The organism is Burkholderia sp. PU8-34 (genome assembly GCF_053427725.1).
In genome coordinates this window covers 432,869-456,357 of record NZ_JBSAXC010000001.1, presented here as the reverse complement: position 1 = coordinate 456,357, position 23,489 = coordinate 432,869, and the positions used below count along the sequence as shown (strand labels likewise).

21 protein-coding genes are annotated in these 23,489 nt (G+C 67.3%); 15 read left to right on the top strand and 6 right to left on the bottom strand.

All coding sequences use genetic code 11. The features are described from left to right. The first annotated feature begins 86 nt into the window (after positions 1 to 86). The 10 genes from ACV22Z_RS01990 to ACV22Z_RS01945 all read left to right on the top strand — a co-directional run bounded on the left by ACV22Z_RS01990 (position 87) and on the right by ACV22Z_RS01945 (position 11,069). Positions 87 to 1,589: an aldehyde dehydrogenase family protein gene (locus tag ACV22Z_RS01990; RefSeq protein WP_448074640.1), complete on the top strand. Its 1,503-nt coding sequence runs from the start codon at positions 87 to 89 to the stop codon at positions 1,587 to 1,589. 39 nt (positions 1,590 to 1,628) lie between these two features. Next, the gene (locus tag ACV22Z_RS01985; RefSeq protein WP_448074639.1) at positions 1,629 to 2,969 is read left to right on the top strand and encodes an aminotransferase class III-fold pyridoxal phosphate-dependent enzyme; all 1,341 of its coding nucleotides are present in this window, start codon (positions 1,629 to 1,631) and stop codon (positions 2,967 to 2,969) included. Between the two features lie 159 nt (positions 2,970 to 3,128). After that, positions 3,129 to 4,631, top strand: coding sequence for an APC family permease (locus ACV22Z_RS01980; protein WP_448074638.1), 1,503 nt, complete (start codon positions 3,129 to 3,131; stop codon positions 4,629 to 4,631). Next, on the top strand, positions 4,628 to 5,218 hold the full coding sequence (locus ACV22Z_RS01975) for a DUF3156 family protein (protein WP_448074637.1): 591 nt from the start codon (positions 4,628 to 4,630) through the stop codon (positions 5,216 to 5,218). Before ACV22Z_RS01980 ends, ACV22Z_RS01975 begins: the two co-directional genes overlap by 4 nt. A 103-nt stretch (positions 5,219 to 5,321) precedes the next feature. Then, a complete protein-coding gene (locus tag ACV22Z_RS01970; RefSeq protein WP_448074636.1) occupies positions 5,322 to 6,275 on the top strand; it encodes a helix-turn-helix domain-containing protein in 954 nt (317 codons plus the stop codon). Beyond that, entirely contained in the window at positions 6,272 to 6,553 is a 282-nt protein-coding gene (locus ACV22Z_RS01965; RefSeq protein ID WP_448074635.1) for a hypothetical protein, read from the top strand. The genes ACV22Z_RS01970 and ACV22Z_RS01965 overlap by 4 nt, the downstream gene beginning before the upstream one ends. A 93-nt stretch (positions 6,554 to 6,646) precedes the next feature. Then, positions 6,647 to 7,855, top strand: a complete 1,209-nt coding sequence (locus ACV22Z_RS01960) for a porin (protein ID WP_448074634.1) — start codon at positions 6,647 to 6,649, stop codon at positions 7,853 to 7,855. Positions 7,856 to 8,039: 184 nt separating this feature from the next. Next, complete coding sequence (locus ACV22Z_RS01955) at positions 8,040 to 9,278, top strand: ABC transporter substrate-binding protein (protein ID WP_448074633.1); 1,239 nt, start codon at positions 8,040 to 8,042, stop codon at positions 9,276 to 9,278. A gap of 34 nt (positions 9,279 to 9,312) precedes the next feature. Continuing rightward, positions 9,313 to 10,182, top strand: coding sequence for a carbohydrate ABC transporter permease (locus ACV22Z_RS01950; RefSeq protein ID WP_448075142.1), 870 nt, complete (start codon positions 9,313 to 9,315; stop codon positions 10,180 to 10,182). Next, a complete protein-coding gene (locus tag ACV22Z_RS01945; RefSeq protein ID WP_448074632.1) occupies positions 10,152 to 11,069 on the top strand; it encodes a carbohydrate ABC transporter permease in 918 nt (305 codons plus the stop codon). Before ACV22Z_RS01950 ends, ACV22Z_RS01945 begins: the two co-directional genes overlap by 31 nt. Positions 11,070 to 11,196: 127 nt before the next feature. Here the strand turns inward: ACV22Z_RS01945 and ACV22Z_RS01940 are convergent, their stop codons facing one another. Beyond that, positions 11,197 to 12,234: a LacI family DNA-binding transcriptional regulator gene (locus ACV22Z_RS01940; RefSeq protein WP_448074631.1), complete on the bottom strand. Its 1,038-nt coding sequence runs from the start codon at positions 12,232 to 12,234 to the stop codon at positions 11,197 to 11,199. 6 nt (positions 12,235 to 12,240) lie between these two features. Here ACV22Z_RS01940 and ACV22Z_RS01935 point away from each other — a divergent pair, with 6 nt between their 5' ends. The 3 genes from ACV22Z_RS01935 to ACV22Z_RS01925 all read left to right on the top strand — a co-directional run bounded on the left by ACV22Z_RS01935 (position 12,241) and on the right by ACV22Z_RS01925 (position 14,883). Continuing rightward, on the top strand, positions 12,241 to 13,119 hold the full coding sequence (locus ACV22Z_RS01935) for a phosphatidylinositol-specific phospholipase C (RefSeq protein WP_448074630.1): 879 nt from the start codon (positions 12,241 to 12,243) through the stop codon (positions 13,117 to 13,119). Positions 13,120 to 13,164: 45 nt separating this feature from the next. Then, a complete protein-coding gene (locus ACV22Z_RS01930; RefSeq protein WP_448074629.1) occupies positions 13,165 to 13,875 on the top strand; it encodes a 2,4'-dihydroxyacetophenone dioxygenase family protein in 711 nt (236 codons plus the stop codon). Between the two features lie 93 nt (positions 13,876 to 13,968). Continuing rightward, a complete protein-coding gene (locus ACV22Z_RS01925; protein ID WP_448074628.1) occupies positions 13,969 to 14,883 on the top strand; it encodes a 3-hydroxyacyl-CoA dehydrogenase in 915 nt (304 codons plus the stop codon). A 19-nt stretch (positions 14,884 to 14,902) separates the two neighbouring features. Here ACV22Z_RS01925 and ACV22Z_RS01920 read toward each other — a convergent pair whose 3' ends face one another. The 3 genes from ACV22Z_RS01920 to ACV22Z_RS01910 form a co-directional block, all read right to left on the bottom strand. Continuing rightward, complete coding sequence (locus ACV22Z_RS01920; RefSeq protein ID WP_448074627.1) at positions 14,903 to 15,928, bottom strand: AraC family transcriptional regulator; 1,026 nt, start codon at positions 15,926 to 15,928, stop codon at positions 14,903 to 14,905. Between the two features lie 129 nt (positions 15,929 to 16,057). Continuing rightward, positions 16,058 to 17,152 carry a porin gene (locus tag ACV22Z_RS01915; protein WP_448075141.1) on the bottom strand — a complete coding sequence of 365 codons (1,095 nt, stop codon included), beginning with the start codon at positions 17,150 to 17,152 and terminating at the stop codon, positions 16,058 to 16,060. A gap of 371 nt (positions 17,153 to 17,523) precedes the next feature. After that, positions 17,524 to 18,273, bottom strand: coding sequence for an NUDIX hydrolase (locus ACV22Z_RS01910; RefSeq protein ID WP_448074626.1), 750 nt, complete (start codon positions 18,271 to 18,273; stop codon positions 17,524 to 17,526). Positions 18,274 to 18,364: 91 nt separating this feature from the next. Here ACV22Z_RS01910 and ACV22Z_RS01905 point away from each other — a divergent pair, with 91 nt between their 5' ends. Next, positions 18,365 to 19,393, top strand: coding sequence for an SPFH domain-containing protein (locus ACV22Z_RS01905; RefSeq protein WP_448074625.1), 1,029 nt, complete (start codon positions 18,365 to 18,367; stop codon positions 19,391 to 19,393). After that, a complete protein-coding gene (locus ACV22Z_RS01900; protein WP_448074624.1) occupies positions 19,390 to 20,322 on the top strand; it encodes a sugar kinase in 933 nt (310 codons plus the stop codon). Before ACV22Z_RS01905 ends, ACV22Z_RS01900 begins: the two co-directional genes overlap by 4 nt. A 58-nt stretch (positions 20,323 to 20,380) precedes the next feature. Here ACV22Z_RS01900 and ACV22Z_RS01895 read toward each other — a convergent pair whose 3' ends face one another. Next, positions 20,381 to 22,306, bottom strand: a complete 1,926-nt coding sequence (locus ACV22Z_RS01895) for a potassium transporter Kup (protein WP_448074623.1) — start codon at positions 22,304 to 22,306, stop codon at positions 20,381 to 20,383. Positions 22,307 to 22,548: 242 nt separating this feature from the next. Further along, positions 22,549 to 23,346 carry a DNA-binding transcriptional regulator gene (locus ACV22Z_RS01890; protein ID WP_448074622.1) on the bottom strand — a complete coding sequence of 266 codons (798 nt, stop codon included), beginning with the start codon at positions 23,344 to 23,346 and terminating at the stop codon, positions 22,549 to 22,551. Positions 23,347 to 23,489: the final 143 nt, after the last annotated feature.

Below are 23,489 nucleotides of genomic sequence, written 5' to 3'. Positions count from 1 at the left end.
TAACCGCGCGCCAACCCCGCTCGATACAGTGATGCGACGCCCGCGTGCGTCGCACGCGGCCCAGCCACGACACTCTCGAGACGCCCATGACCTCAACGAATTTCGTCGCCGTCAGCGACACCGTGCGCAGTTTTGTCGCGCGCGATTTCGGCCTTTTCATCGACGGCGCGATGCAGCCCGCGCACTCGGCCGCGCGGCTCGACGTGCACGACCCGGCGACGGGCGAGCGGCTCGCGTCGGTTGCGGATGCCGACGAACACGACGTCGAGCGCGCCGTTGCAAGCGCGAAGCGCGCCTTCGATACGCGCGTGTGGAGCGGCCTGCGCCCGGCGGACCGCGAACGCATCCTGCTGAAGCTCGCCGACCTGATCGAGCGCGACGCCGAAACCCTCGCGCAGCTCGAAACGCTGAACCAGGGCAAGTCGATCCACATCGCGCGCGCGATCGAGGTCGGCGCGAGCGTCGAATACGTGCGCTACATGGCCGGCTGGGCGACCAAGATCACCGGCCAGACGCTCGACGTGTCGATCCCGTTCCCGCCCGGCGCGCGCTATACGGCCTATACGCGCAAGGAGCCGGTCGGCGTCGTCGCCGCGATCGTGCCGTGGAATTTCCCGCTGATGATCGCCGTGTGGAAGCTCGTGCCCGCGCTCGCGGCGGGCTGCACGATCGTGCTGAAGCCGTCGCCGGAGACGCCGCTCACCGCGCTGCGTCTCGCCGAACTGGCGCGGGAAGCGGGCGTGCCGCCGGGCGTGTTCAACGTCGTCACCGGCGGCCGCACGTGCGGCGCGGCGCTCGCGAGCCATCCGTCGATCGCGAAGATCTCGTTCACGGGCTCGACCGCGACCGGCAAGCTGGTCGGCGCGGCGGCCGTGCAGAACATGACGCGCTTCTCGCTCGAGCTCGGCGGCAAGAACCCGATCGTGATGCTCGACGACGTCGACGTGTCGCAAGCGCTCGAAGGCGTCGCGGCCGGTGCGTTTTTCAACCAGGGGCAGGTGTGCGCGGCCGCGTCGCGGATCTACGTGCACCGCAGCAAGTTCGCGCAGCTCGCGGACGGTCTCGCGGGCGTCGCGCAGTCGATGAAGCTCGGCGCGGGGCTCGACACGACCGCGCAGATCAACCCGCTGGTGTCCGCGCACCATCGCGACAAGGTGGTCGCGCACATCGAGCAGGCACGCCGCGACGGCCTCACGTTCCTCGCCGGCGGCACGCCGGCCGACGATCTGCCCGGCTATTTCGTGAAGCCGGCGGTGATCGCCGATCCGCGCCCCGACAGCGCGATCGTGCGCGACGAGGTGTTCGGCCCCGTGGTGGTCGTGCTGCCGTTCGACGACGCGGCGGACGCCGTGCGCCTTGCGAACGCGTCGCCGTATGGCCTCGCCGCGAGCATCTGGAGCAACGACCTGAAGCGCGTGATGAACCTCGTGCCGCAAATCGAGGCCGGCACCGTGTGGGTGAACTGCCATATCCCGCTCGACCCGTCGATGCCGTTCGGCGGCTACAAGCAGTCGGGCATCGGCCGCGAGTTCGGCCAGTACGCAATCGAAGGCTTTACCGAAACCAAATCCGTCTGCATCGCGCACTGACGCGCGGCGCGGCATACCTGTCCGAAACTGGAGACTGCAATGAGCTACAACGAAGCGAAGTTCTGGCACCCGATGCTGCACCCGAACGAAATGAAGCGGCGCAAGCCGATCCGCATCGTCCGCGGCGACGGCTGCTACGTGTTCGACGAAACCGGCCGGCAGCTCGTCGACGGCGTCGCGGGCCTGTGGAACGTGAACGTCGGGCACAACCGCAAGGAAGTGAAGGACGCGATCGTGCGCCAGCTCGACGAGCTCGAATACTTCCAGCTGTTCGACGGGATCTCGCATCCGCGCGCGGAAGAGCTGTCGAAGATGCTGATCGACATGCTCGAACCGGAAGGGATGCGCCGCGTGCTGTACAGCTCGGGCGGCTCCGACTCGATCGAGACCGCGCTGAAGATCGCGCGCCAGTACTGGAAGGTGCGCGGCCAGGCCGACCGCACGAAGTTCATCTCGCTGAAGCAGGGCTATCACGGCACGCATTTCGGCGGCGCGTCGGTGAACGGCAACACGGTGTTCCGCCGCAACTACGAGCCGAACCTGCCGGGCTGCTTCCACGTCGAGACGCCGTGGCTGTACCGCAACCCGTTCACGCAGGACCCCGAAGAACTCGGCCGCATCTGCGCGGAGCTGCTCGAGCGCGAGATCCTGTTCCAGAGCCCCGACACGGTCGCCGCGTTCATCGCGGAGCCGATCCAGGGTGCGGGCGGCGTGATCGTCCCGCCGGCCAATTACTGGCCGCTCGTGCGCGAGGTGTGCGACCGCTACGGCGTGCTGCTGATCGCCGACGAAGTCGTGACGGGCTTCGGCCGTAGCGGCAGCCTGTTCGGCAGCCGCGGCTGGGGCGTGCGTCCGGACATCATGTGCCTCGCGAAGGGCATCTCGTCCGGCTACGTGCCGCTCGGTGCGACGGCCGTCAATGCGCGGATCGAGGACGCGTTCGCGGCGAACGCCGATTTCGGCGGCGCGATCATGCACGGCTACACGTACGCGGGCCACCCGGTCGCGTGCGCGGCCGCGATCGCGAGCCTCGACATCGTGCTGAAAGAGGATCTGCCGGCGAACGCGGCGAAGCAGGGCGCGTACCTGCTGGAAGCGCTCAAGCCGTTCGCCGGGCGGTTCGCGGCGGTCGGCGAGGTGCGCGGCAAGGGGCTGATGCTCGCGCTCGACCTCGTCGCGGACAAGCAGACGCGCGAGCCGATCGATCCGCTGTCCGGCTACGCGAACGCTGTCGCCGAAGTCGCGCGCGAGCACGGCGTGCTGGTGCGCCCGGTCGGCACGAAGATCATCCTGTCGCCGCCGCTCGTGATCCAGCGCGAGCAGCTCGACCGGATCGTCGACGCGCTCGTGGCCGGCTTCGAGGCGGTGCCGTTCGCGTAAGCGCGACCGGCCCCGGGGCGGGCGGTGCGTGCGCCGCCCGCCGGTTTGCCGATTTGCGCTATGTCATGGTTTTTTTGCCTGCGTATTTTTTCGACATCGATTCGCATGGGAACGGAGCGAGCGCCAAAGCGCCGGCTCCGGTCGACAAAGGAGACAAGCATGTCGGGTACGTCAGGGTTTACCAGCGCAGCAGCAGAAACATCCGCCGGCGCGCCGGCCGAAGCGGGCGGCGGCACCGCGCTGAAAGCAGGCGCGGTCGGGTTCCCGACCGCATTGGCGAGCGCCGTCGGCCTCATCATGGCGAGCCCGGTGATCCTCACCGCGACGTCGGGCTTCGGAATGGGCGGCTGGGCGTTCGCGGTCGCGATGATCATCGCGTTCGTGATGATGCAGGCGCAAGCGACGACGTTCTCCGAGGCGGCTGCGATGCTGCCGACGGCGGGCTCGGTTTACGATTACCTGTCATGCGGGCTCGGCCGCTTCTGGGCGATCACCGGCACGATTTCCGCGTATTTTCTCGTCCACGTGTTCGCCGGCACGGCGGAGACGATCCTGAGCGGCATCATGGCGCTCGTCAACTTCGAATCGCTGAACGCCGCGTTCGAGAAGCACAACAGCTCGTGGCTCGTCGGCGTCGGCCTCGTGATCACGTTCGCGATCACCAACATCATCGGCATCAAGGTATTCAGCAAGCTCGAGATCGTGCTGACGGCCGGCATGTGGCTGTCGCTGATGATCTTCGGAATCCTCGGCATCGCGGCCGCGCCCGCCGTGCATCTCGACGGCTGGTTCGGCCGCTCGGAAGTCGGCACGACGGTGCCGGCCGTGCTGTCGCTCGTCGGGATGGCGATGTTCATGTTCGTCGGCTGCGAGTTCGTCACGCCGCTCGCGCCGGAAATGAAGGCGCCGGGCCGCACGATCCCGCGCGCGATGGCGATCGGCCTCGTCGGCGTCGCGATCTGCATGTTCCTGTACGGCGCGGCGATCCGCCGCCAGGTGCCGAACGTGCCGGTCAGCCCGGACGGCCTCACGCACCTGCTCGACACGCCCGGCGCGATTCCCGCGTTCGCGCTGCAGGTGCTCGGGCCGCTCGGCCGCATCTGGTTCGGCATCGCGTTCCTGTGCGCGGGCGCCGCGACGATCAACACGCTGATGGCCGGCCTGCCGCGCATCCTGTACGGGATGGCGATCGACGGCGCGCTGCCGCGTTGCTTCGCGTACCTGCATCCGCGCTTCAAGACGCCGGTGGTCGGCATCGTCGCGGCGGCGGTCGTGCCGATCTTCCACGCGTGGCTGATCAACGGCAACCTCGACAGCATCCTGCACCTCGTGCTTGCCGCGACCTGCGCATGGGGCACCGCGTACCTGCTCGTCACCGCGTCGGTCGTGATGCTGCGGATCCGCCGCCCGGACCTGCCGCGCCCGTACCGCTCGCCGTGGTTCCCGCTGCCGCAGATCGTGTCGAGCGTCGGCATCGTGCTCGCGATCTGGTACATCACGCCGCCCGGGATGAACCCGCGCGACATCTATGTGCCGTTCGGCGCGATGCTCGGGCTCACCGCGCTGTATGCGCTGTTCTGGACGATCGTGGTGCAGCGCCGGCATCCGTTCAAGCCGGTGCCGGTCGAGGAAGTGCTGCGCAACGAGCGCGTCGCGGGATGAAGGCCGCGCTCGCACGGCGGCGCGTCGCGCCGAACGCATCGGCGGACGCGCCGCCGCCCGGCTACCGGCCCGGTGCGATCGCGGCTCGCGTGCTGGCCGACCTGCACGCGGCGCGGGACGGCGAGAACGGGGCAGCGCGGCTTCCGAACGGCGTGCGGGTGAACATCGCCGAGCAAGTCGCGCGGCAGTTCCTGATGCACACGGTCAGCGTGCGGATCGCAGTGACTGCACCCGGACCGGCCATGCACGGCAGCGCGCGCGTGACGCAGACCGGCTGGCTGCGGCCGACCGGCGTGCGTGCAGTGCCGCAGCCGGGATGCGACGCCGATTTCGCGCGTACTGTCGCGGCGCTGGTTGCGGAACCGTCGCTGGCTGGCGCGCTGCGGCCGCTGCATCTCACCGAGTGTGTAATCGACGCGCATGGCAACGGATGGACGCTGACCGTCGTGCCGTACGGCGGCAGCGAGGTCGTGAACCGGATGCCGTCGTTTCGCCGCTATGTGCGGCTGACGGACGAGCAGGGCGCCGCGCTGTCGGCGGCGTGCCACGCGTTCGAAACCGCACTGCGACGATTATTGCGAGGGTAAGCTGTCGCGTTGCGTCCCGCCGCGTGCCGCCGGCGGACGCGCGCCGGGGCCTGTTCCCGCTGATGGCAGGCCCCGATGGATCAGGGTTTTACCGGAGACGCCGATGCTGTTCCAGTCACGCTCACACGAAGACGTGCACGACCACGGGCTTGCGATCGCCGGCTGGCATCAGGTCTACCGCCAGATGACGCCGGGTCCGTTCAAGGGCACGGTCACGCAGGTGCTGTACGACGATTTCCATTTCTTTCGCGAGACGACCAACCGGCGCGTCGCGCAGACGGGCCTCGCGCCCGCCGGGCGCACGTCGCTCGCGGTACCGCTGTCGATGCCGCTCGCGGGCACGTTCCAGGGGCAGCCGGTCGACGGCTATGCGCTGCTCGCGCTGCGCGCGGGCGAGGATTTCGAGTTCCATACGCCCGAAGGGATGGGGCTCGTCGGCATCAGCGCCGCGTCGGACATGATCGACGAGCTGTGCGAGGCCGAGTTCGGTGCGACCGGCGAAGGCGCGGCCGGCGTGCGCAAGTTGCGGCACGTGACGCGGCTGTCCGATGCGCAGGGCGTTGCGCTCGGCGCGCGGCTGTCGGCGCTGATCGACGACGCGCAGCGCAACCCCGGCTGCCTCGAATACGCGGCGACGCGCAAGATGTTCCGCGACGCGATGCTCGGCATGTTCCTCGATGCGCTCGACCAGGCGGCCGGCGCCGAGCGCCGCGACATCACGCATGCAACCTACAGCGACATCGTGCGCCGCTGCGAGAAACACCTGCGCGAGCGGCCCGAGGAACCCGTCACCGTGCTCGAGCTGTGCCGCGCGCTGCGCTGCAGCCGCCGCACGCTGCAGACGGGCTTCCAGCGCGTCGCCGACGTGACGCCCGTCGCGTACCTGCGCACGATCCGCCTGAACGCGGTGCGGCGCCTGCTGCGCACGACGTCCGCGCAGCAGCTCGGCGTCGGCGAGGCGGCCGCGAGCTGGGGCTTCACGCATCTCGGCTATTTCGCGCGCGAGTACCGCGACCTGTTCGGCGAGCTGCCGTCGCAGACGTTACGGCCCGCGTGACGCTTGTCGAGCAAGCCGAGCAAGCCAAGCAAGCCGAGCAAGCCGAGCAAGCCGAGCAAGCCGAGCAAGCCGAGCAAGCCGAGCAAGCCGAGCAAGCCGAGCAAGCCGAGCAAGCCGAGCAAGCCAAGCAAGCCAAGCAAGCCAAGCAAGCCAAGCAAGCCAAGCAAGCCAAGCAAGCCAAGCAAGCCAATCGCGGCGTGATCCGGCGCGTGACTGCACACGCCGCTCGCCACTCACCATTCATCTTTCGCCATTCACCGTTTGCCGATTTGAGATAGAGGTCCGGAATTTTCGCCGGATAGAGTCCCGTCACCCACATCATCAACAAAGTCGATTCGCACTGCGAATGGAATGACACAGAGGGACGGGACATGACGAACGGACGACGACTGGCCGCGGCGGCGGCAGCGGTTTCCTGCATGCACGCGCACGCGCAGACCCCAGGCAGCGTGACGCTCTACGGCACCGTGGACACCGGCATCATCTACTCGACGAACCAGCAGTTCACGCGCGCGGACGGCAGCGTCGGCGGCGGCCATGCATGGCAGATGGGCGGCGGCAACCTCGTGCCGTCGCGCTTCGGGTTCCAGGGCGCGGAGCCGCTCGGCGGCGGGCTCGACGCGGTGTTCACGCTCGAGCAGCAGTTCCTGTCCGCGAACGGGCAGGCGTTGCAGGGCGGCACGGCGTTCAGCCGGCAGGCGTGGGTCGGACTGCGCAAGGACACGATCGGCACGTTCGGCCTCGGCCGGCAATACGATTCGTACACCGACATGCTGGGCGCCTACGTGTCGAGCAACAACTGGGCGACGCCGTACGGTTCGCATCTCGGCGACGTCGACAACCTGAACGCCGCGTTCAACTTCAACAACGCGGTGAAGTTCACGAGCACCGACCTCAACGGGCTCACGTTCGGCGGCACGTTCAGCTTCGGCGGGCAGGCGGGCGACTTCTCCGCGAAGCGCGGCTATGCGCTCGCCGTGTCGTACAACCGCGCGCCGGTGTCGCTCGCGGTCGGCTACCTGAACCTGCGCCAGCCGCTCGACGCGGCGCTCGGCGGCCAGAGCGGCTACATCGGCGATTTCGCATGCAGCAACCCGGGCGCGATGTATTGCCTGCTGCAGGACGCGCGCTCGATGCGTGCGTTCGGCGCTGGCGGCTCGGTGACGTTCGGCGCGGCAACGGTCGCGCTGACCTACACGCACACGCGTCTCGACGACAGCACCTATTTCTCGACGAGCACGCAGCCGCGGCCGCAAGCGTTCACGTTCGACATCTGCGAGCTGAACGTAACGTACCAGTTCACGCCCGAGCTGCAGGGTGGCGTCGCGTACCTCTTCAACGCCGCGCATACCGACGGACGCGGCACGACGCGCTTCCACCAGGTAAACGTCGGCACGAACTACGCGCTATCGAAGCGCACCGCGCTGTATGCGGTCGCGATCGGCCAGCTTGCGAGCGGCACGGGGCTCGGCACCGACGCGAACGGCAACGCGGTCGACTACGCGCAGATTCCGATGCTTGCCAACAGCAACTCGAACCGGCAGCTGGCGGTGATGGCGGGGATTCGCGTGAATTTCTGATCGGTCGCGAAGGCGGCGGGCAGGTGACGGCGCGATTCCCGCCGCCACCTGCCACAAATCCTTAACGATCGGCGTGAACAATGGCGTTCGCTTCGGGCGGTCCGATTCGTTGAACCTGCCGCTCGCGTTGCACACGTGTGCAACGCATGGCCGCCCCGCCAACATGCCGATCGAGAGAGACCACATGACCCTGCTGAGCCGCCTGCGCGTGCTGTCCGCCGCCGTTGCGCTTTCCGTCTTCGCGTCGCATGCTGCCGCCGCGGACCTCGTCATTGCCGGCCGCGACGACATCTACGGCAAGGGGCTGGCCGACGCCGTCGCCGGCTTCACGAAGCTGCACCCGGGCACCGACATCGAACTGCTGAAGCTGCCGAACGCGAACCTCTACCAGAAGCTCAAGCTGTCGATGCGCGAGGGCACCGGCGCCTACGACCTCGTGATGATGGACGACACGTGGTCGCCGGAATTCATCGGCAACGGCTGGCTGAAGCCGCTGCCGGCGACGCTCGCCGACGCCGACCTGGTCGCGTCGACCGTCGCGCTCGGCCGTAACGCGGCGGGCGGGTTGTACGCGCTGCCGGTTGTCGGCAACGTCGAGATGTTCGCGTACCGGAAGGACCTGCTCGCGAAGTACAAGCTGCAGCCGCCGCGCAACTGGGACGACGTGCTGAAGATCGCGCAGACGGTCGGCGGCGCGGACCGGAGCGTGTCGGGCGTCGTGTTCCGCGGCACCAAGGGCAATCCGGTCGTCACGGGTTTCCTGCCGATCCTGTGGGCGTACGGCGGCGACGTGCTCGACCGCGCGGGCAACGTGACGATCGATTCGCGCGAGGCGCAGGCCGCGCTCAAGACCTTCCTCGCGCTGAAGGCATCGGCGCCGAAGGACGTCGACGTGTACGGCGCCGCGGAAGTGCGCGACACGCTGCAGCGCGGCAGCGCCGCCCAGGCGATCGAAGTATGGCCCGCGTGGATTCCGGCGCTCGACGATCCGAAGCAGTCGCGCGTCGCCGGCCAGATCGCGCTGCAGGCGCCGCCGGGACAGACCGCCGGCCCCGCGCCGATGCTCGGCATCTGGCAGATGGCGATTCCGAAGGACGCGCCGCACGCGAAGCTCGCGCAGGATTTTCTCGCTTACCTGACGTCGCGCGATACGCAGGCGCGCCTCGCCGCGCTCGGTATTCCGCCGACCCGCAAGAGCGTGTTCGAGGATGCGGCGCTGGTCCGTCAATACCGGTGGTATCCCGATCAGCTGAAGGCGCTCGAAGCGGGCCGCGCACGGCCGCGCGTGAAGGACTGGCAGCAGATCGAGAGCATTCTCGGCGATCAGCTGCAACTCGCGCTGACGGGGCAGGCCGCGCCCGATGCGGCGCTGCGCCAGGCGCAGCAGAAGATCGCGCAGGCGATGGCCGCGGCGGGCAAGTGACGGCGTGCGCCGCATGAGCGAAAGACTGCCGCGCATGAAGGCCTTCGGCCGCAGCCTGCCGTTCGTCGCGTTGCTCGGACCCGCGCTGCTGGTGCTCGCCGCGCTCGCGCTGTATCCGGTCGTGCAGGTGCTGATCGATTCGTTCTGCCACGTCGACTACGCGGCGGGGCGCCGCACGTTTGCCGGCCTCGCGAACTATCGCGCGGTGCTTGGCGACGACGCGTTCACGGCCGGCTTCGGCAACACGCTGCGCTTCACGATCGCGGCGTCGCTCGTCGAGGTGGCGCTCGGCTTCGGCCTCGCGCTGCTGTTCGTGCGCGCGTTCCCCGGGCGCCGCATCGCACTGCCGCTCGCGATCCTGCCGATGATGCTGTCGACGCTCGTGTGCTCGGCGATCTGGCGCAACTGGCTCAATTTCGACGGCTTCCTGAATGCGCTGCTCGCGGTGTTCGGCGTGGATGGCGTGCGCTGGCTGTCGGATCCGCACCTCGCGCTGTGGTCGCTGATGCTGGTCGACGTGTGGCAGTGGACACCGATGGCGTTCCTGATCGTGCTCGCCGGGCTGCAATCGATTCCGCACGAGCTGTACGAGGCCGCGCGCACCGACGGCGCGAGCGATTGGCAGTGCCTGCGCGATATCACGCTGCCGCTCGCCGCGCCGCAGATCGGGCTGGCGTTGCTGCTGCGCTCGATCGACACGTTCAAGCTATTCGACAAGGTCTATGCGCTGACGGGCGGCGGCCCCGGCAACGCGACGCAGACGCTGTCGACCTACATCTACGACACGGGGTTCCGCTTCTTCAACGTCGGGCCGGCGAGCGCCGCGTCGGTGCTGATGCTCGCGGCGTCCGCGCTGCTCGTCTCGGGGTACGTATGGCAAACGGTTCGCAAGCGGCGCGCGTAGCGCAGGGGGCGGCCCGTGCGCCGCAACGGCCAGCAGTCGGCCGCGTTGTGTTTTTGGGTGCGCTTTTGCATGCGATCGCGCGCGCGTTCCCGTGGGCGCTGCGGAGCGTCGCGCTCGCGCTGCTGTTGCTGCCGTGCCTGTGGATGGCGGGCGGGGCGTTCATGCCGACGCTCGAGCGGCTCGACCACCCGCTGCGGTTCTGGCCGGCCGCGCCGACCGTCGAGCATTTCGCGTCGGTGTGGGCGAGCGGCCTTGCCGGCCCGCTGCTGAACTCGCTGCTCGTCGGGTTCGGCACGACGCTCGTTGCGCTGTCGCTCGCGTTTCCGGCCGCATATGCGCTCGTCCGTCTGCGGTTTCCTGCGCGTCTCGACCTGCTGTTTCTCGTGCTGGTGCTCGCACTGAAGCTGATGCCGCCGATCACGATCGCGGTGCCGCTGTTCGCGCTCGCGAAACGGCTGCACCTGCTCGATTCGTCGGTCGGACTGATGCTCGCGTACCAGATCTACGCGTTGCCGATGGCGATCTGGATGCTGCTCGCGTTCGTGCGCGACGTGCCCGTCGAGTACGAGGAAGCCGCGTGCCTCGACGGCGCGGGGCTCGCGCGGCGGCTCGTGCAGATCGTGCTGCCGCTCTGTGCGCCGGGCCTGGTCGCGACCGCGATCTTCGTATTCATCGCCGCATGGAACGAGTTCCTGCTCGCGCTGCTGTTCGTGTCGACGCCGAGCCGTTTCACGCTGCCGCTCGCGATCGCCGGCTACGTGACCGAGAACGGCATCGACTGGGGCGACCTGATGAGCGCGGGGCTGATTGCGTCGCTGCCGACGCTGGCGGTTGCGGGGTATGTGCAGCGCTATCTGCTGCGCGGCTTCGCGGGCGGGTTGAAGTGATGCCGATGCCGGGCGGCGGTGCGTCGCGCGATACGGGACGCGGCGCGCCGCACGATGCGAGCGGCCACGCGCTCGTGCCCGTCATCGATCGCGCTGTCGCGCGCGCCGGTGCGGCATGGCCACGTCGCTACGCCGGAGGCCCGCCGCAACTGTGACGAACGACGCACGTGACCGGCACGACCCGCGTGCGCGATGCGCCGGCGAACGCCTGCATCCGTTCGGCGAGCATGTCGACGGCCGCGTTCGCGAGGCCTTGCGTGTCCTGCCGGAGCGTCGTCAGCGCATAGCCGTCGAAAGCGGCGGCGGGAATGTCGTCGAATCCGATCACGCGCAGATCTTCAGGCACGCGCAGCCCGAACTGCCGGCGCGCGGTGTCGATCACGCCCAGCGCAAGCAGGTCGGACGAGCAGAACATGCCGTCCGGAACAGCGTCGCCGGACAGCAGATGCCGTGCCGCTTCGACACCGCATGCGTATGTATCGGATGGCGTGTCGTGAATCTGTACGCTCGCAGCGCCGCCGGTATCGCCGTGTCGACGGATCGCTTCGGCGAACGCATCGGCACGCGCATTCGCGCTGTAGCTTGCATGGCGCGGCCCGACGAACGCGACCCGGCGCGCGCCCGCCTGCGCGAGCAGCCGCGCGGCATGCGCGGCGCCGTCCGCGTTGTCGCTGACGACGACATCCGCGCCCGGCAGGTTCGCCGCGCGGTTGATCATCACGACGGGAATCCGGTGCGCGAGGTATTGGCGCGCGACCGACAACGGCGGCGACGCGGACGTCATCACGAGGCCGGCCACCCGGTAGCTGAGCAGCCGCTCCAGCGACTGGTGGATCTGGCGCGGGTCTTCCGCGTTGGTCACGAGCGGCGTGAGCGTGTGATGCCCGAGCGCGGCCATCAGGTCCGACAGCAGCCGTGCACGGAACGGATTCTCGAATCCGGCGGTGACGACGCCGATCATGCTGCTGCGCTGCGTGATCATGTCGCGCGCGATCAGGTTGACCTGGTAGCCGAGCGCGCGCGCCGCGGCCATCACGCGCTCGCGCGTGGCGGGCGCGATGCTGGCGGTCGGCGAGAATGCCCGCGACACCGCCGAGCGCGACACGCCGGCCCGCGCCGCGACATCGGACGCGGTCACCCATGGTTTCTTCTCTTGGTTTGTCATCGACTCATGATCCTTCCACGCCACGATTCGCGCCTGCCGCTCGCCGACTGGATGTCGGCGCTCGACGACGGGCAACCGCTGCATACGCTGACCGTACCGGGCAGTCATGACACCTGTGCGTATACCGTCGACGATGCGCTCGTCCGTACGCAGCATGCGTCGCTCGACGCGCAACTGATGCACGGCGTGCGGATGCTCGACATTCGCTGCCGGCACGTGCGCGACGGGTTCGAGATTCATCACGGCGGGATCGCGCTCGGCATGACGTTCGACGACGTGCTCGCGCGCTGTGCGCGTTTTCTTGCCGCGCATCCGCGCGAGTGCATCGTGATGTCGGTGAAGGACGAATGGCCGGCGCAGGCGTGCCGGCGCGGTTTCGATGCGACGTTCGATGCGCATCGCGCGCGGCATCCGGGGTTGCGCTGGCATTCGGGCGGCGCCATTCCAGCGCTGGGCGACGTACGCAGTTCGGTGGTGCTGCTGCGGCGCTTCCGCAGCAGCCGTCCGCTCGGCATCGACCTGACCGCGTGGCCGGACAACCAGACGTTCACGATCGATCATCCCGATGCGGCGTTCGTGATCCAGGACGAATACCGGGTGCCGGTCGTGGCGTCGATCGAACACAAATGGCAGGCGATCGATGCGCTGCTCACGCACATGCCGTCTGCCGAAAGCGGGCGCTGGGCGATCAATTTCTGCAGTGGCACGGGGATGGGCGCGAATCCTTTGCTGGTTGCACGCGGCGACGGCCTGAAAAAAGGGATTCAGGCGCGGCTCGCGCAACGGCTTCGCACGCAGCTCGGGCCATGCGGGATCGTGCTGCTCGACTTCTGCGATGACGACGATTGGGCGCTCGTGCGCGAATTGGTGGCGCGGAACGGATAGCGATGCCGGCGTGGCTGTCGAGTGTCGGCGGGCTGACGAGCGGGCGTGCCGTCGGCGGCCGTGCGAACGCCGGCATTCGGCGCGTGGCGCCGCATGTCCGTCAAGCGGGGAGATGACTGGCGCACAAAGTACAAATATCGGCGGCGCGGGTGCAGTTCCGAAACGGGGTTTGCGATTGAATGGGAACCGGAAATCGCGCACTGGCAGACCGGTGTGCGTCACTTTCTCAACCCAACGGAGACGCTTTCCATGAACGATCGAGCCATGCAAACCCTCAACGATGTGTCCGCGATCGACACGGTCCACATCGGCGGCAAGTCCACGCCGTGGCTTCCCTTTGCGCCCATCAATGACAAGATCCACCTGAAATACTTCAGGATCAACCCCGTCACGGGCGAGGTGGTCCTGCTGATGAAGGCGGCCAAAGGCGAGGGCGCGCATATCCACCGTCACACCGGCACGGTCATGGTCTACACCCTCAGCGGTCGCTGGAAGTACGATCAGCACGACTGGATTGCCGAAGCGGGCGATTTCGTTTTTGAACCGTCGGAGTCGTCGCACTCTTTCACGAATCTCTCCGATGACGACAACGGCATGGCACTCGTCGTATCGACCGGAGAACTCCACTTCCTCGACGAAGACGGCAAGGTCACGCACGTCGAGACGTGGCGGACGGCATTGAACCGCTATCGGGAATACTGCCATCGCAATCAGGTGCCCGAGATCGACCTGATCGGCTGCAACGGTAGCCGCTAAGCGGCTTTGACGCCGCCGCACGCGCGTCGTGAATCCTCGGGTCGGCAACAGCCCGACCCATTCAGCCTACGAGCCATGACCAACCCCTCATCCATGCGTTCCGCTTTCGATGCCGACCATCGCCCGATTACCCGCGTGATGGTGGCGGGCACCGGCGTGCTGGGCGCGCAGATTGCCTTTCAGTGCGCGTTTTCCGGTGTCGACGTGACGACCTATGACGTAGACGCCCGCGCCAACGCGCGGTTCGAGGCGCTCGGGCGTGCGTACGCGGCGGACCTCGGCGCGTCTCGCGAGCAGATCGATGCTGCGCTGGCTCGCATCGACGGGCATACCGACCTCCGTTCGGCCGTCGCCGACGCGGATCTCGTGATCGAAGCCATTCCCGAGGATCTGGCGATCAAGCAATCGTTCTACCGAGCGCTGTCGGGTGTGGCGCCGGCCGGCACCGTCTTCGCGAGCAATTCGTCGACGCTGGTGCCGAGCCAGTTCGCCACCTTGACCGACCGGCCGGCGCGCGTGCTGAGCCTGCATTTCGCGCACGACGTGTGGAAACACAATATCGCGGAAATCATGGGGCATCCGGGCACCGATCCCGCGGTATTCGAACGCGTGATTCAGTTCGCACACCGTATCGGCATGGTGCCGCTGCCGCTGCGCAAGGAGCAGCCCGGCTACCTGCTGAATACGATGCTCGTCCCGATGCTGATCGCCGCGCTGGGCCTGCTGGTCAACGAGGTGGCCGACGTGCCGACGATCGACAAGGCATGGATGATCGCAAAGGGGGACCGCATCGGCCCGTTCGGCATTCTCGACGGCATCGGCATGACGACCGTCTACAACGTGACCCGCGCGCTCGCGGAACGGTCGGGTGATTCGACGCATCGTCGCATCGCGGAATACGTGAAGACGCATTTCATCGACACCGGCCATCTCGGCGAAGCGGTGGGGCACGGCTTCTATCGCTATCCCGATCCGGACTTCCGGAATCCGGCGTTCGTCGCCGCGTGATGCCGGGCCAGCGCCGCGGCTACCGCGAGGTTCGCCCGGGCTCCGCGTCCTGACGCGCTGCCCGAAATTGCCGGGGCGTGACGCCCCGCAGTCGCTTGAACGCACGGCTGAACGCGCTTTGCTGCGAATAGCCGAGCATCTCGGAGATTTCCGACAGGCGAAGGTTCGATTGCTGCACGTACTTGACGGCGAGATCTTCGCGCACGCGTTCCCGCAATGCGTCGAATGTGGTGCCGGCCTCGAACAGGCGGCGCTGCAACGACCGCGGAGAGGTGGCGAGCGCGCGTGCGATCGCGTTCAACGAGCTGTCCGAGAACGGGAGTAGCGCGCGAATCATCGTCTGCGTGCGCACGACCCAAAGGGCCTCCATCTGGGCTCTTTCCCTGCGCAGATGCGCCTCGAGAATGCGATGCGCGTCGCGGCGAAGCTGCGCGACGGGACGCATCACCGTGTCGCGGTCCAGGACGATCGCGTTCCTGTCCTGATCGAAGCTCAGCGATGGTCCGAACATGCGCCGGTGCAGCGAGATGTCCGCGGGTGCGGCATGACGGAATTGCACGACGGCCGGGTGCCAGCCGGTGCCGCAGACGGAGCGCAAATACTGCATGCCGTTCGCGAGACCGAGTTCGACCGCCTGGATTTCCCCGGGGCCCGACGCATTCTCCAGATCGTAGGTCAGGACCATCTCCGAGCCTTCCCGCATGGCCCGCACGGAAGACATCGACGTATGCAGCACATAGAAGTCGGCAAGCGTCTCCATGGCCTCGCCGATCGTGCGCGCGCCGTTCATCATGACGAGAATGGGCCCCAGTACGGCCAGGCCCTGATATTCGGCAAGTCTCAGCCCGAAATTCCGGCATTGCGTGACTTCGGCGGCGAGCGTCAGGAACCGGAGCACTTGCCGGCCCCGGACCGGCACGTCGGCGGAACGGAGCGCCAGCTCCGGCAGGTCGGCTCCGGCAGCGACCCGCTCGGGGCTGGCGCCGAGTGCGTCGAGCAGGGCAGCCGCGCCGGTCAGCACAACACTGGGCATGAAGTCTTGCATGCTGGATGCGGGTCGTTACTTGAGCAGGTTCGCTGCGTGCGAGGGTTCGCGTGCAGTCTCCGGGACGCCGCACGAAATGACAACAGGTGCCAACCCGCGGTCAAACCGCGTCGGATGGATATCCGGCACTCAGAACGCGTGGCGGATGCCGACGTCGGCAGCGAACTGCGCGCCGGCGACGCCGAAGGGGGCGCCGTTGATTGCCAGGCCGGTGTTCATGCGCCCGTGGTTGTCGACGAAGGCGACCTGCGTATAGAGCGTGGTGCGCTTGGACAGCAAGTAGTCGATGCCGAGCGAGCCGAGGATCGAATGGTTGTTCGAATCGTTGCCGTCGCGGGTGTACCAGGCGCCGCCGTCGACGGAGAGGGCCGGCGTGACCGAGTACGCGAAGCCGCCCGAAATCACGCGGTTGTCGAACGCGCCGGCGACCTTGTAGAGGGTGTACGCGGCTTTGATGGTCAGACGGTCGAAACGATAGCTGGCGCCGATGTTGCGGCCGGCAAATGCGACGGTGCTGGGGAACGGGAGCGTGGCCGCGGAGCCGCCGGCGTTGCCGCTGTACATCGCGGCGCTGAACAGCAAGCCCTTGTAGTGGTAAGAGAGCCCGGCCGAGTATTGCTGCCCGGCCTTGAAGCTGCCGGGCGATCCGCCGAACGCGTACATCACGCGCCCCTGTATGCCCGCGATCTCGGGCGACACGTACATGACGGAATTGGGGTTGAACAGGCCCGTGACGATCACGTTGTCGACGTAGGTGATGAGTCCGCTGCCGAACTGCTTGAGGTCGCGGGAATCGGTCGCGAAGACGGACATCAGGAATGGCGAGAATTGCAGGCCGGCGGTCAGCGTGCCGAAACCGCCGGTGAGGCCGACCCAGGCCTGGCGGCCGAAGAACTCACCATTGGAGTTCGCGAATCCGCCGCTGGCGATGTCGATGCCGCTTTCGAGGTCGAAGATGGCGGCGAGTCCGCCGCCGAGATTCTCGGTGCCGTGCAGGCCGAAGCGGGACGCGTTCTGGCCGGCGGATTCGAACGAGAACTGGTGTCCTGCGTTGGCGCCGGTGGCGAGGTTGAGCGTCTTGCTGGTATAGAGGATCGACGCGTCGGTTACGCCGTAGAGGGTGACGCTGCTCTGCGCATGGGCGCCGGGGCCGAAAGCCAGCATGCAGGCGCCGCCGACGGCGGCGTATCGAATGGCTCGAGCGGCAGAATGTCTGTTCGTCATGGCGGGCGTCTCCTTTGCCTTGTCGGATATGAATGGCGTGAAGCCTGAGCGAATGGCACCGATATGCTTCGGTGTCCTTCGCATGTGATGGAAAGTCGGGTAGGGACGCGATCAGGTCGACACGCGCAAGCGAGTGGTTTGCCGATGTCCTTGCATCGTGCACCGCCGATTCGCCGGTCCTTGCGCCGGATCGGCAGTGCACAATCTCCGATGTCTATTTACGCGCGATTCCCGAGCGGGAACTTGACCGACGCCGCCGCTATTTGTACTTTGCGCGCCAATGCGCTGAAGGCGGTCGCACAGGCCTTTCGCCGACAGCGGGCGCTGGGCGATCGATTTCTGCGATCAACGGGAAGGGGGAGTGCGATGCGTCAGTCGCCACCGCGCGGACTGAACGTTCGCGGAAACACCACGACAGTATCGCGATCCACGAGACGATACCCGAGCGCCGGCCGGTTCGATTCCCCGGCGACATAGCCGTCTTCCTTCAGGAACCCCGCCGCGAGCATCCGCGTGCGGAACCCGCTTTTATCCACCGGACGGCCGAGCACGACCTCGTACATGCGCTGCAGTTGCGGCAGCGTAAACGGCTCCGGCAGCAGGAAAGCAGGCAGGGACGTGTACTCGACCTTGCTGCGCAGCCGTTCGACCGCCGCCTGGAAAATGTCGTCGTGATCGAACGCGAGTGCGTGCGTCTGCGTCACCGTATCGACCGCGAACCATGCGACCTCGGCGGCATTGGCCCCCTTCGCGAGCGTCACGTCCCGGGCAGGGATCAGCGCGAACCACACGTGCGTGGCCGACCAGCCGCGCGGGTCGCGCGTCGCGCTGCCCCAGCTGCCGAGCTGCTCCAGATACGGACTCTTCACGCCGGTTTTCTCGAGCAGCTTGCGGCGCGCGCAATCCTCGAGCGTCGCGTCGACGGCCACGTCGACGAAGCCGCCCGGCAGCGCCCAGCGCCCGGGAAACGGCTCGCCGGCATCGCCCGGCCGCTGCACGAGCAGGGCCTGCAGCGTGTTGTCGAGCACCGTGAAGATCACGACATCGACGGTCGTGTAGGGCAGCGGAAACGCAAGCCGTGGCCCGGCGCGGCGTCCGGACGGGGATTTCTTCTGTGTCATGGCATACCGGCAGGAACTTGACGGCCCCCATTCTAGGTTGTATTGTGCAACTCATGCAAGTTGTACTGTACAACTCAAAGAGGAGCCCACCATGTTCGGGATTCGCTTCATCAAGTCGCAGCCGACCGTTCACCTGATGCAGTTTCGTGCGGGCAAGGTGGTGCGCGAGGGCGCGGGGCTGTCGTTCTTCTACTACGCGCCGGCGACGACGCTGGTGTCCGTGCCGGTAGCGAGCCAGGACCGGCCGTTCATCCTCGAGCTCGTCACCGCGGATTTCCAGAGCGTGACGGTGCAGGGGCAGGTGACCTATCGCATCAGCGACCCGCATCGCACGGCGGCGATGATGGATTTCTCGCTCGGCAAGGACGGCAGGTCGTACGTGTCGGAGGATCCGAAGCGGCTCGGCGATCGCGTCGCGATGCAGGTCGAGGTGATCGTGCAGCAGGCCGTGCAGGCGCTGGGTCTGAAGGAAGCGTTGCGCGCGTCGGCGGCCATCGCGCACACGGTGCAGACGGGGCTCGCGAGCCAGCCCGAAATCGACGCGCTGGGCCTGGAAATACTGGGCGCGTCCGTGATGGCCGTGAAGCCCACGCCGGACATTGCCCGCGCGCTCGAAGCCGAAGCGCGCGAATCCAACCTGAAGGCAGCCGACGATGCGATCTATCTGCGGCGCATGTCGGCCGTCGAGAACGAGCGCGCGATCCGGCAGAACGAACTGGACACCGACATCGCGGTCGAGCAGAAGAAGCGGCAGATCCGCGAGACGCAGATGGACGCGAAGGCCACGCTGATGCGCCGGGAAAACGCGCTGCGCGACGAGCAGATGGCGGCCGACATCGCGCTCGAGGACAAGCGCAAGGCGTTCGTGGCGGGCCAGGCGCACAACAGCCGGACGCTGGCGGAAGCCGAAGCGCACCGGGTGGGGGCCGTCATGCAGGCGCTGGAGAAGGCCGATCCGCGCATCGTCAACGCGCTCGCGGCGGCCGGGATGCAGCCGGGCCAGCTGATCGCGCAGGCATTCGGCGGCATCGCCGAGCGGGCGGAGCGCATCGGGCAGCTCAATGTGTCGCCCGACCTGCTGCAGGGCCTGATGGGCGCCGGCGCGCGCGCAACGTCATGAGCGCCGACGCTCGCAAGGTCGTGCTGGTGACGCGCCGCACGCGGCTCGACGAACTGATCGCGCGGCATCACACGCTCGCGCAGGCGAAGTTCTATATCGAGCACCTCGGTGCGGATTTCTCCGACTACGTGGCCGAGCATGCCGCGTACGCAAGCAGCATGGCGCTCACCGTGCGCGCGCTCGAAGGCTGGGGGCGCTACCAGATCGTCGATCGCAGCTATCTGCCGAACTTCGTCTTCGCGGCCGACGATATCGTCGTGTCGCTCGGGCAGGACGGTCTGGTCGCGAACACGATGAAGTACCTGGGCGGACAGCCGCTGATCGGCCTGAATCCGGAACCGGGGCGGTGGGACGGCCTGCTGCTGCCGTTCGAGCCGTCGGCGCTCGGGACGGTGCTTGCCGATGTCGCGCGCGGACGCCGCCCGACGAAGGCGGTCACGATGGCGGAAGCGCGGCTGTCGGACGGGCAGGTGCTGCGTGCCGTCAACGACCTGTTCATCGGCCCGCGCACGCATGCGTCGGCGCTTTACGAAATCGAGCTGGGCGAGCGGCGCGAGTCGCAATCGTCGTCCGGCATCATCGTGTCGACGGGGCTCGGTTCGACCGCATGGCTGAAGAGCGTCGTGACGGGTTCGCTCGGCGTCGCGCACGCATTGCAGGAATCGGCGGGCGATGTCGAGTACCGGCCGCAACCGTGGGACAGCCCTCGACTGACCTTCGCCGTGCGCGAACCGTTTCCGAGCCGGGCATCGAAGGCTGAGCTCGTGTTCGGCCATGTGAGCGCAGGGCAGCCGCTGCGATTGCGTTCGCGGATGCCGGAAAACGGCGTGATTTTCTCCGACGGGATGGAGGCCGACTATCTGCGGTTTACGGCGGGAATGGCGGCAACGGTGACCGTCGCGGCGACGCAAGGGTGCCTGGTCGTGTAGCGCGTTCGCGCCGGAAGCGGACGCGATGCGCGACATCCGCATTCCGGTGCGCGCCGTGCTAGATCTCGACCCGCGCGCCGACCTCGATCACGCGGTTGGCCGGCAACTTGAAGAACGCGGCGATATTGCCGACGTTGTGCAGCATCACCGCGAACAGGCGTTCGCGCCATAGCGCCATCCCGTGGCCGGGCGTCGGCACGACCGACGCGCGGCTGAGGAACCACGATGTTTCCGCCGGCTCGAACGTGAGCCCGGCCGCCTTGCGCTCGCTGAGCGTCTTCGGCAGATCGACTTCGTCCTTGAACCCGTACGTGATCGTCACCTGATGACAGCCGGGGCAGAGCTGCTGCACCCGCATGCGCTCACTGTCGGGCACCCATGGCACCTCCGCGGTGATCACCGTCACGAACATCACGCGTTCATGCAACACCCGGTTATGGATCAGGTTGTTGACCAGCGCATGCGGCACCGCCTCAGGGGTCGGCGTCAGGAAAATCGCGGTGCCGCCCACACGCGCCGGCGAGCGCGCAAGCAGCGACGCCAGGTAGGGCTTGAGCGGCGTCGTGCCGGCGCGCACGCGCGCTTCGGCAAGCAACATTTCCCAGCCGCGCCCCCAGGTCGCCATGATCGTGAACACCACCGTGCCGATCGCGAGCGGGAACCAGCCGCCCTCGACGATCTTCAGCAGGTTCGCGGAGAAGAACATCGCGTCGATCACGAAGAAGAACGCGGTCGCGAACACGCATAGCGCCCAGTTGTAATGCCATGCGTAGCGAACGACGAAGAACGTCAGGAACGTCGTGATCAGCATCGTGCCGGTGACGGCAATGCCGTACGCGGAGCCAAGCGCGGTGGACGAGCCGAAGCCGAGCACCGCCGCGACCACTGCGGCGAGCAGTGTCCAGTTGATGCCGGGCACGTAGATCTGGCCCATTTCCTCACCCGACGTGTAGACGATGTTCATCCGCGGCAGGAAGCCGAGCTGCATCGCCTGTTTCGTCATCGAGTAGGTGCCGGAGATCACGGCCTGCGATGCGATGACCGTCGAGATGGTTGCAAGCACGATCATCGGGAGGATCGCCCATTGCGGAAAGAGTAGATAGAACGGGTTCTTCAGCGCACCGGGATGGGCGAGCAGCAGCGCACCCTGGCCGAGGTAATTGAGCGCGAGTGCGGGGAACACGATGCCGAACCAGGTGACGCGAATCGGCCGCTTGCCGAAATGGCCCATGTCCGCATACAGCGCTTCGGCCCCCGTCAGCGATAGCACGACGGCGCCGAGCGCGACGAACGCGAGCCAGCGGTGATGCAGGCAAAAGCCGAGGCCGCGCAGCGGATCGAGCGCGTACAGAATGGCCGGCGCGTCGTGGATATTGACGAGGCCCGCGATGCCGATCACGACGAACCATGCGACCATCACCGGTCCGAACACGGCGCCGATCCCGCTCGTGCCGCGCTTCTGCATGATGAAGAGCGCGATGAGCGCCGCCAGTGTGACCGGAATCACATAGGTTTTCAGCATCGGCGCGACGACTTCGAGGCCTTCGACGGCGCTCAGCACCGAGATGGCCGGCGTGATCACGCTGTCGCCGAAAAAGAGCGACGCACCCATCACCCCGACGACGAGCAGCGTGCGGCGCAGCCGCGGACGCGTCGCGACCGACGACGCGGCGAGTGCGAGCAGCGCCATGATGCCGCCTTCGCCATGGTTGTTCGCGCGCAGGATCAGCACCACGTACTTGAGCGAGACGACCACCATCAGCGACCAGAAGATCAGCGACACGATCCCGACGATATTGAATGCGTTGAGCGCCAGCCCGTTGACGGGATCGAACACGGTCGACAGCGTGTAGAGCGGGCTCGTGCCGATGTCGCCGTAGACGACGCCGAGTGCGGCAAGCGCGAGTGCCGGGAGGGCCGGCTTGTGCGGGCCGGGCATGCCGAGCCGCTCGGCCTCGGACGTGGCGGATGCAGAATGTCCCATCTGTCCCTCCGGATGCTGTCGCACGGCGGCGAAGCGGCCACACGGGCCGATATGCTCCGTCGCGCGCTTCTTTCTTTATCAGGGTGCGATCCGAATGCCGGCAACGTCGTTGGGCTCGGCGTTGGGCGCTGCGGTAAGAGAAAGTATAGGAACAGCGGGCAAAACAGTGGCAAAGGGGCGCAATGCGGTGGGGAGGGCATCGGCCGCAACGCATGCCGTTCCGGTTTCACGGCCGGCGGCAGTCATGCCGGCCCGGTTCCGCCTTCGAGCCCCGCGACGATTTCCTGTGCGGCCCGCTGCAACTCGGGCACGAACCGCCGGATCGCTTCGGCCGACGTGATCGCCTTCGACAGGTAGATCACGTTCAGGCTGCCAAGCACGTGTCCGTGCGCGGCGATCGCCACCGCGACCGCGCCGATCTTCTTCTGCGCGCCCCAGTCGCTCGCGTTGAGCCCGAAGCCATCTGCACGCGTCTGACGGATCAGGTTCGCGACGTAGGTGTCGTCGAGCGCGAGGCGGCGCTGTTCGTCGTCATCGGTATTCGCGCGCAACAGCGCGAGGATGTCGTCGCGTTCGGCATCGGGGCAGGCGGCAAAGTATGCCCGGCCGGCCGCCGTTTGCAGCATCGGCAGCCGGCGACCGACCATCGACCGGTGAAACGACAGTGGGCTGAAACGGTGCGTGGTCTCGCGGATGATCATCGCATCGCCGTCGGGTGTCGTCAGGTCCGACGGCCACACGACACGCTGCGTGAGCTGCGCCATCACCGGCGGCGCGACCGTCGAAATCCATTCGTCATCCGTAAAGCCTTCGCTCAGCGCGCGCACGCCGAGCGTCAGCCGGAAGCTGTCGTCGGACGGGCTGCGCCGCACGCAGCCCTCGTCGACGAGCGTCTCCAGCAGCCGCCGCACGGTGGTGCGGTGCAGCCCGGTGGCCTCGCTGATCTGCTGGCTCGTCGCCCGGCCGTTCTCCATCGCGTTGAGCGCGCGCAGCACCTGCAGGCCGCGTGCGAGCCCGCGCACGCTGGTGTACTTCGACACAATAAAGTCCTTATTAATCAATGATGTGCATCAGATGCACGTTCCGCTCAAATTGTTGAGGCGCGATGTTGCGCTCCTTAGACTTTGTTCGAAACCGGATGCCCGGGCGGCGAGGAAGGCCCGGTGGATGGCGTCGGCGAAGA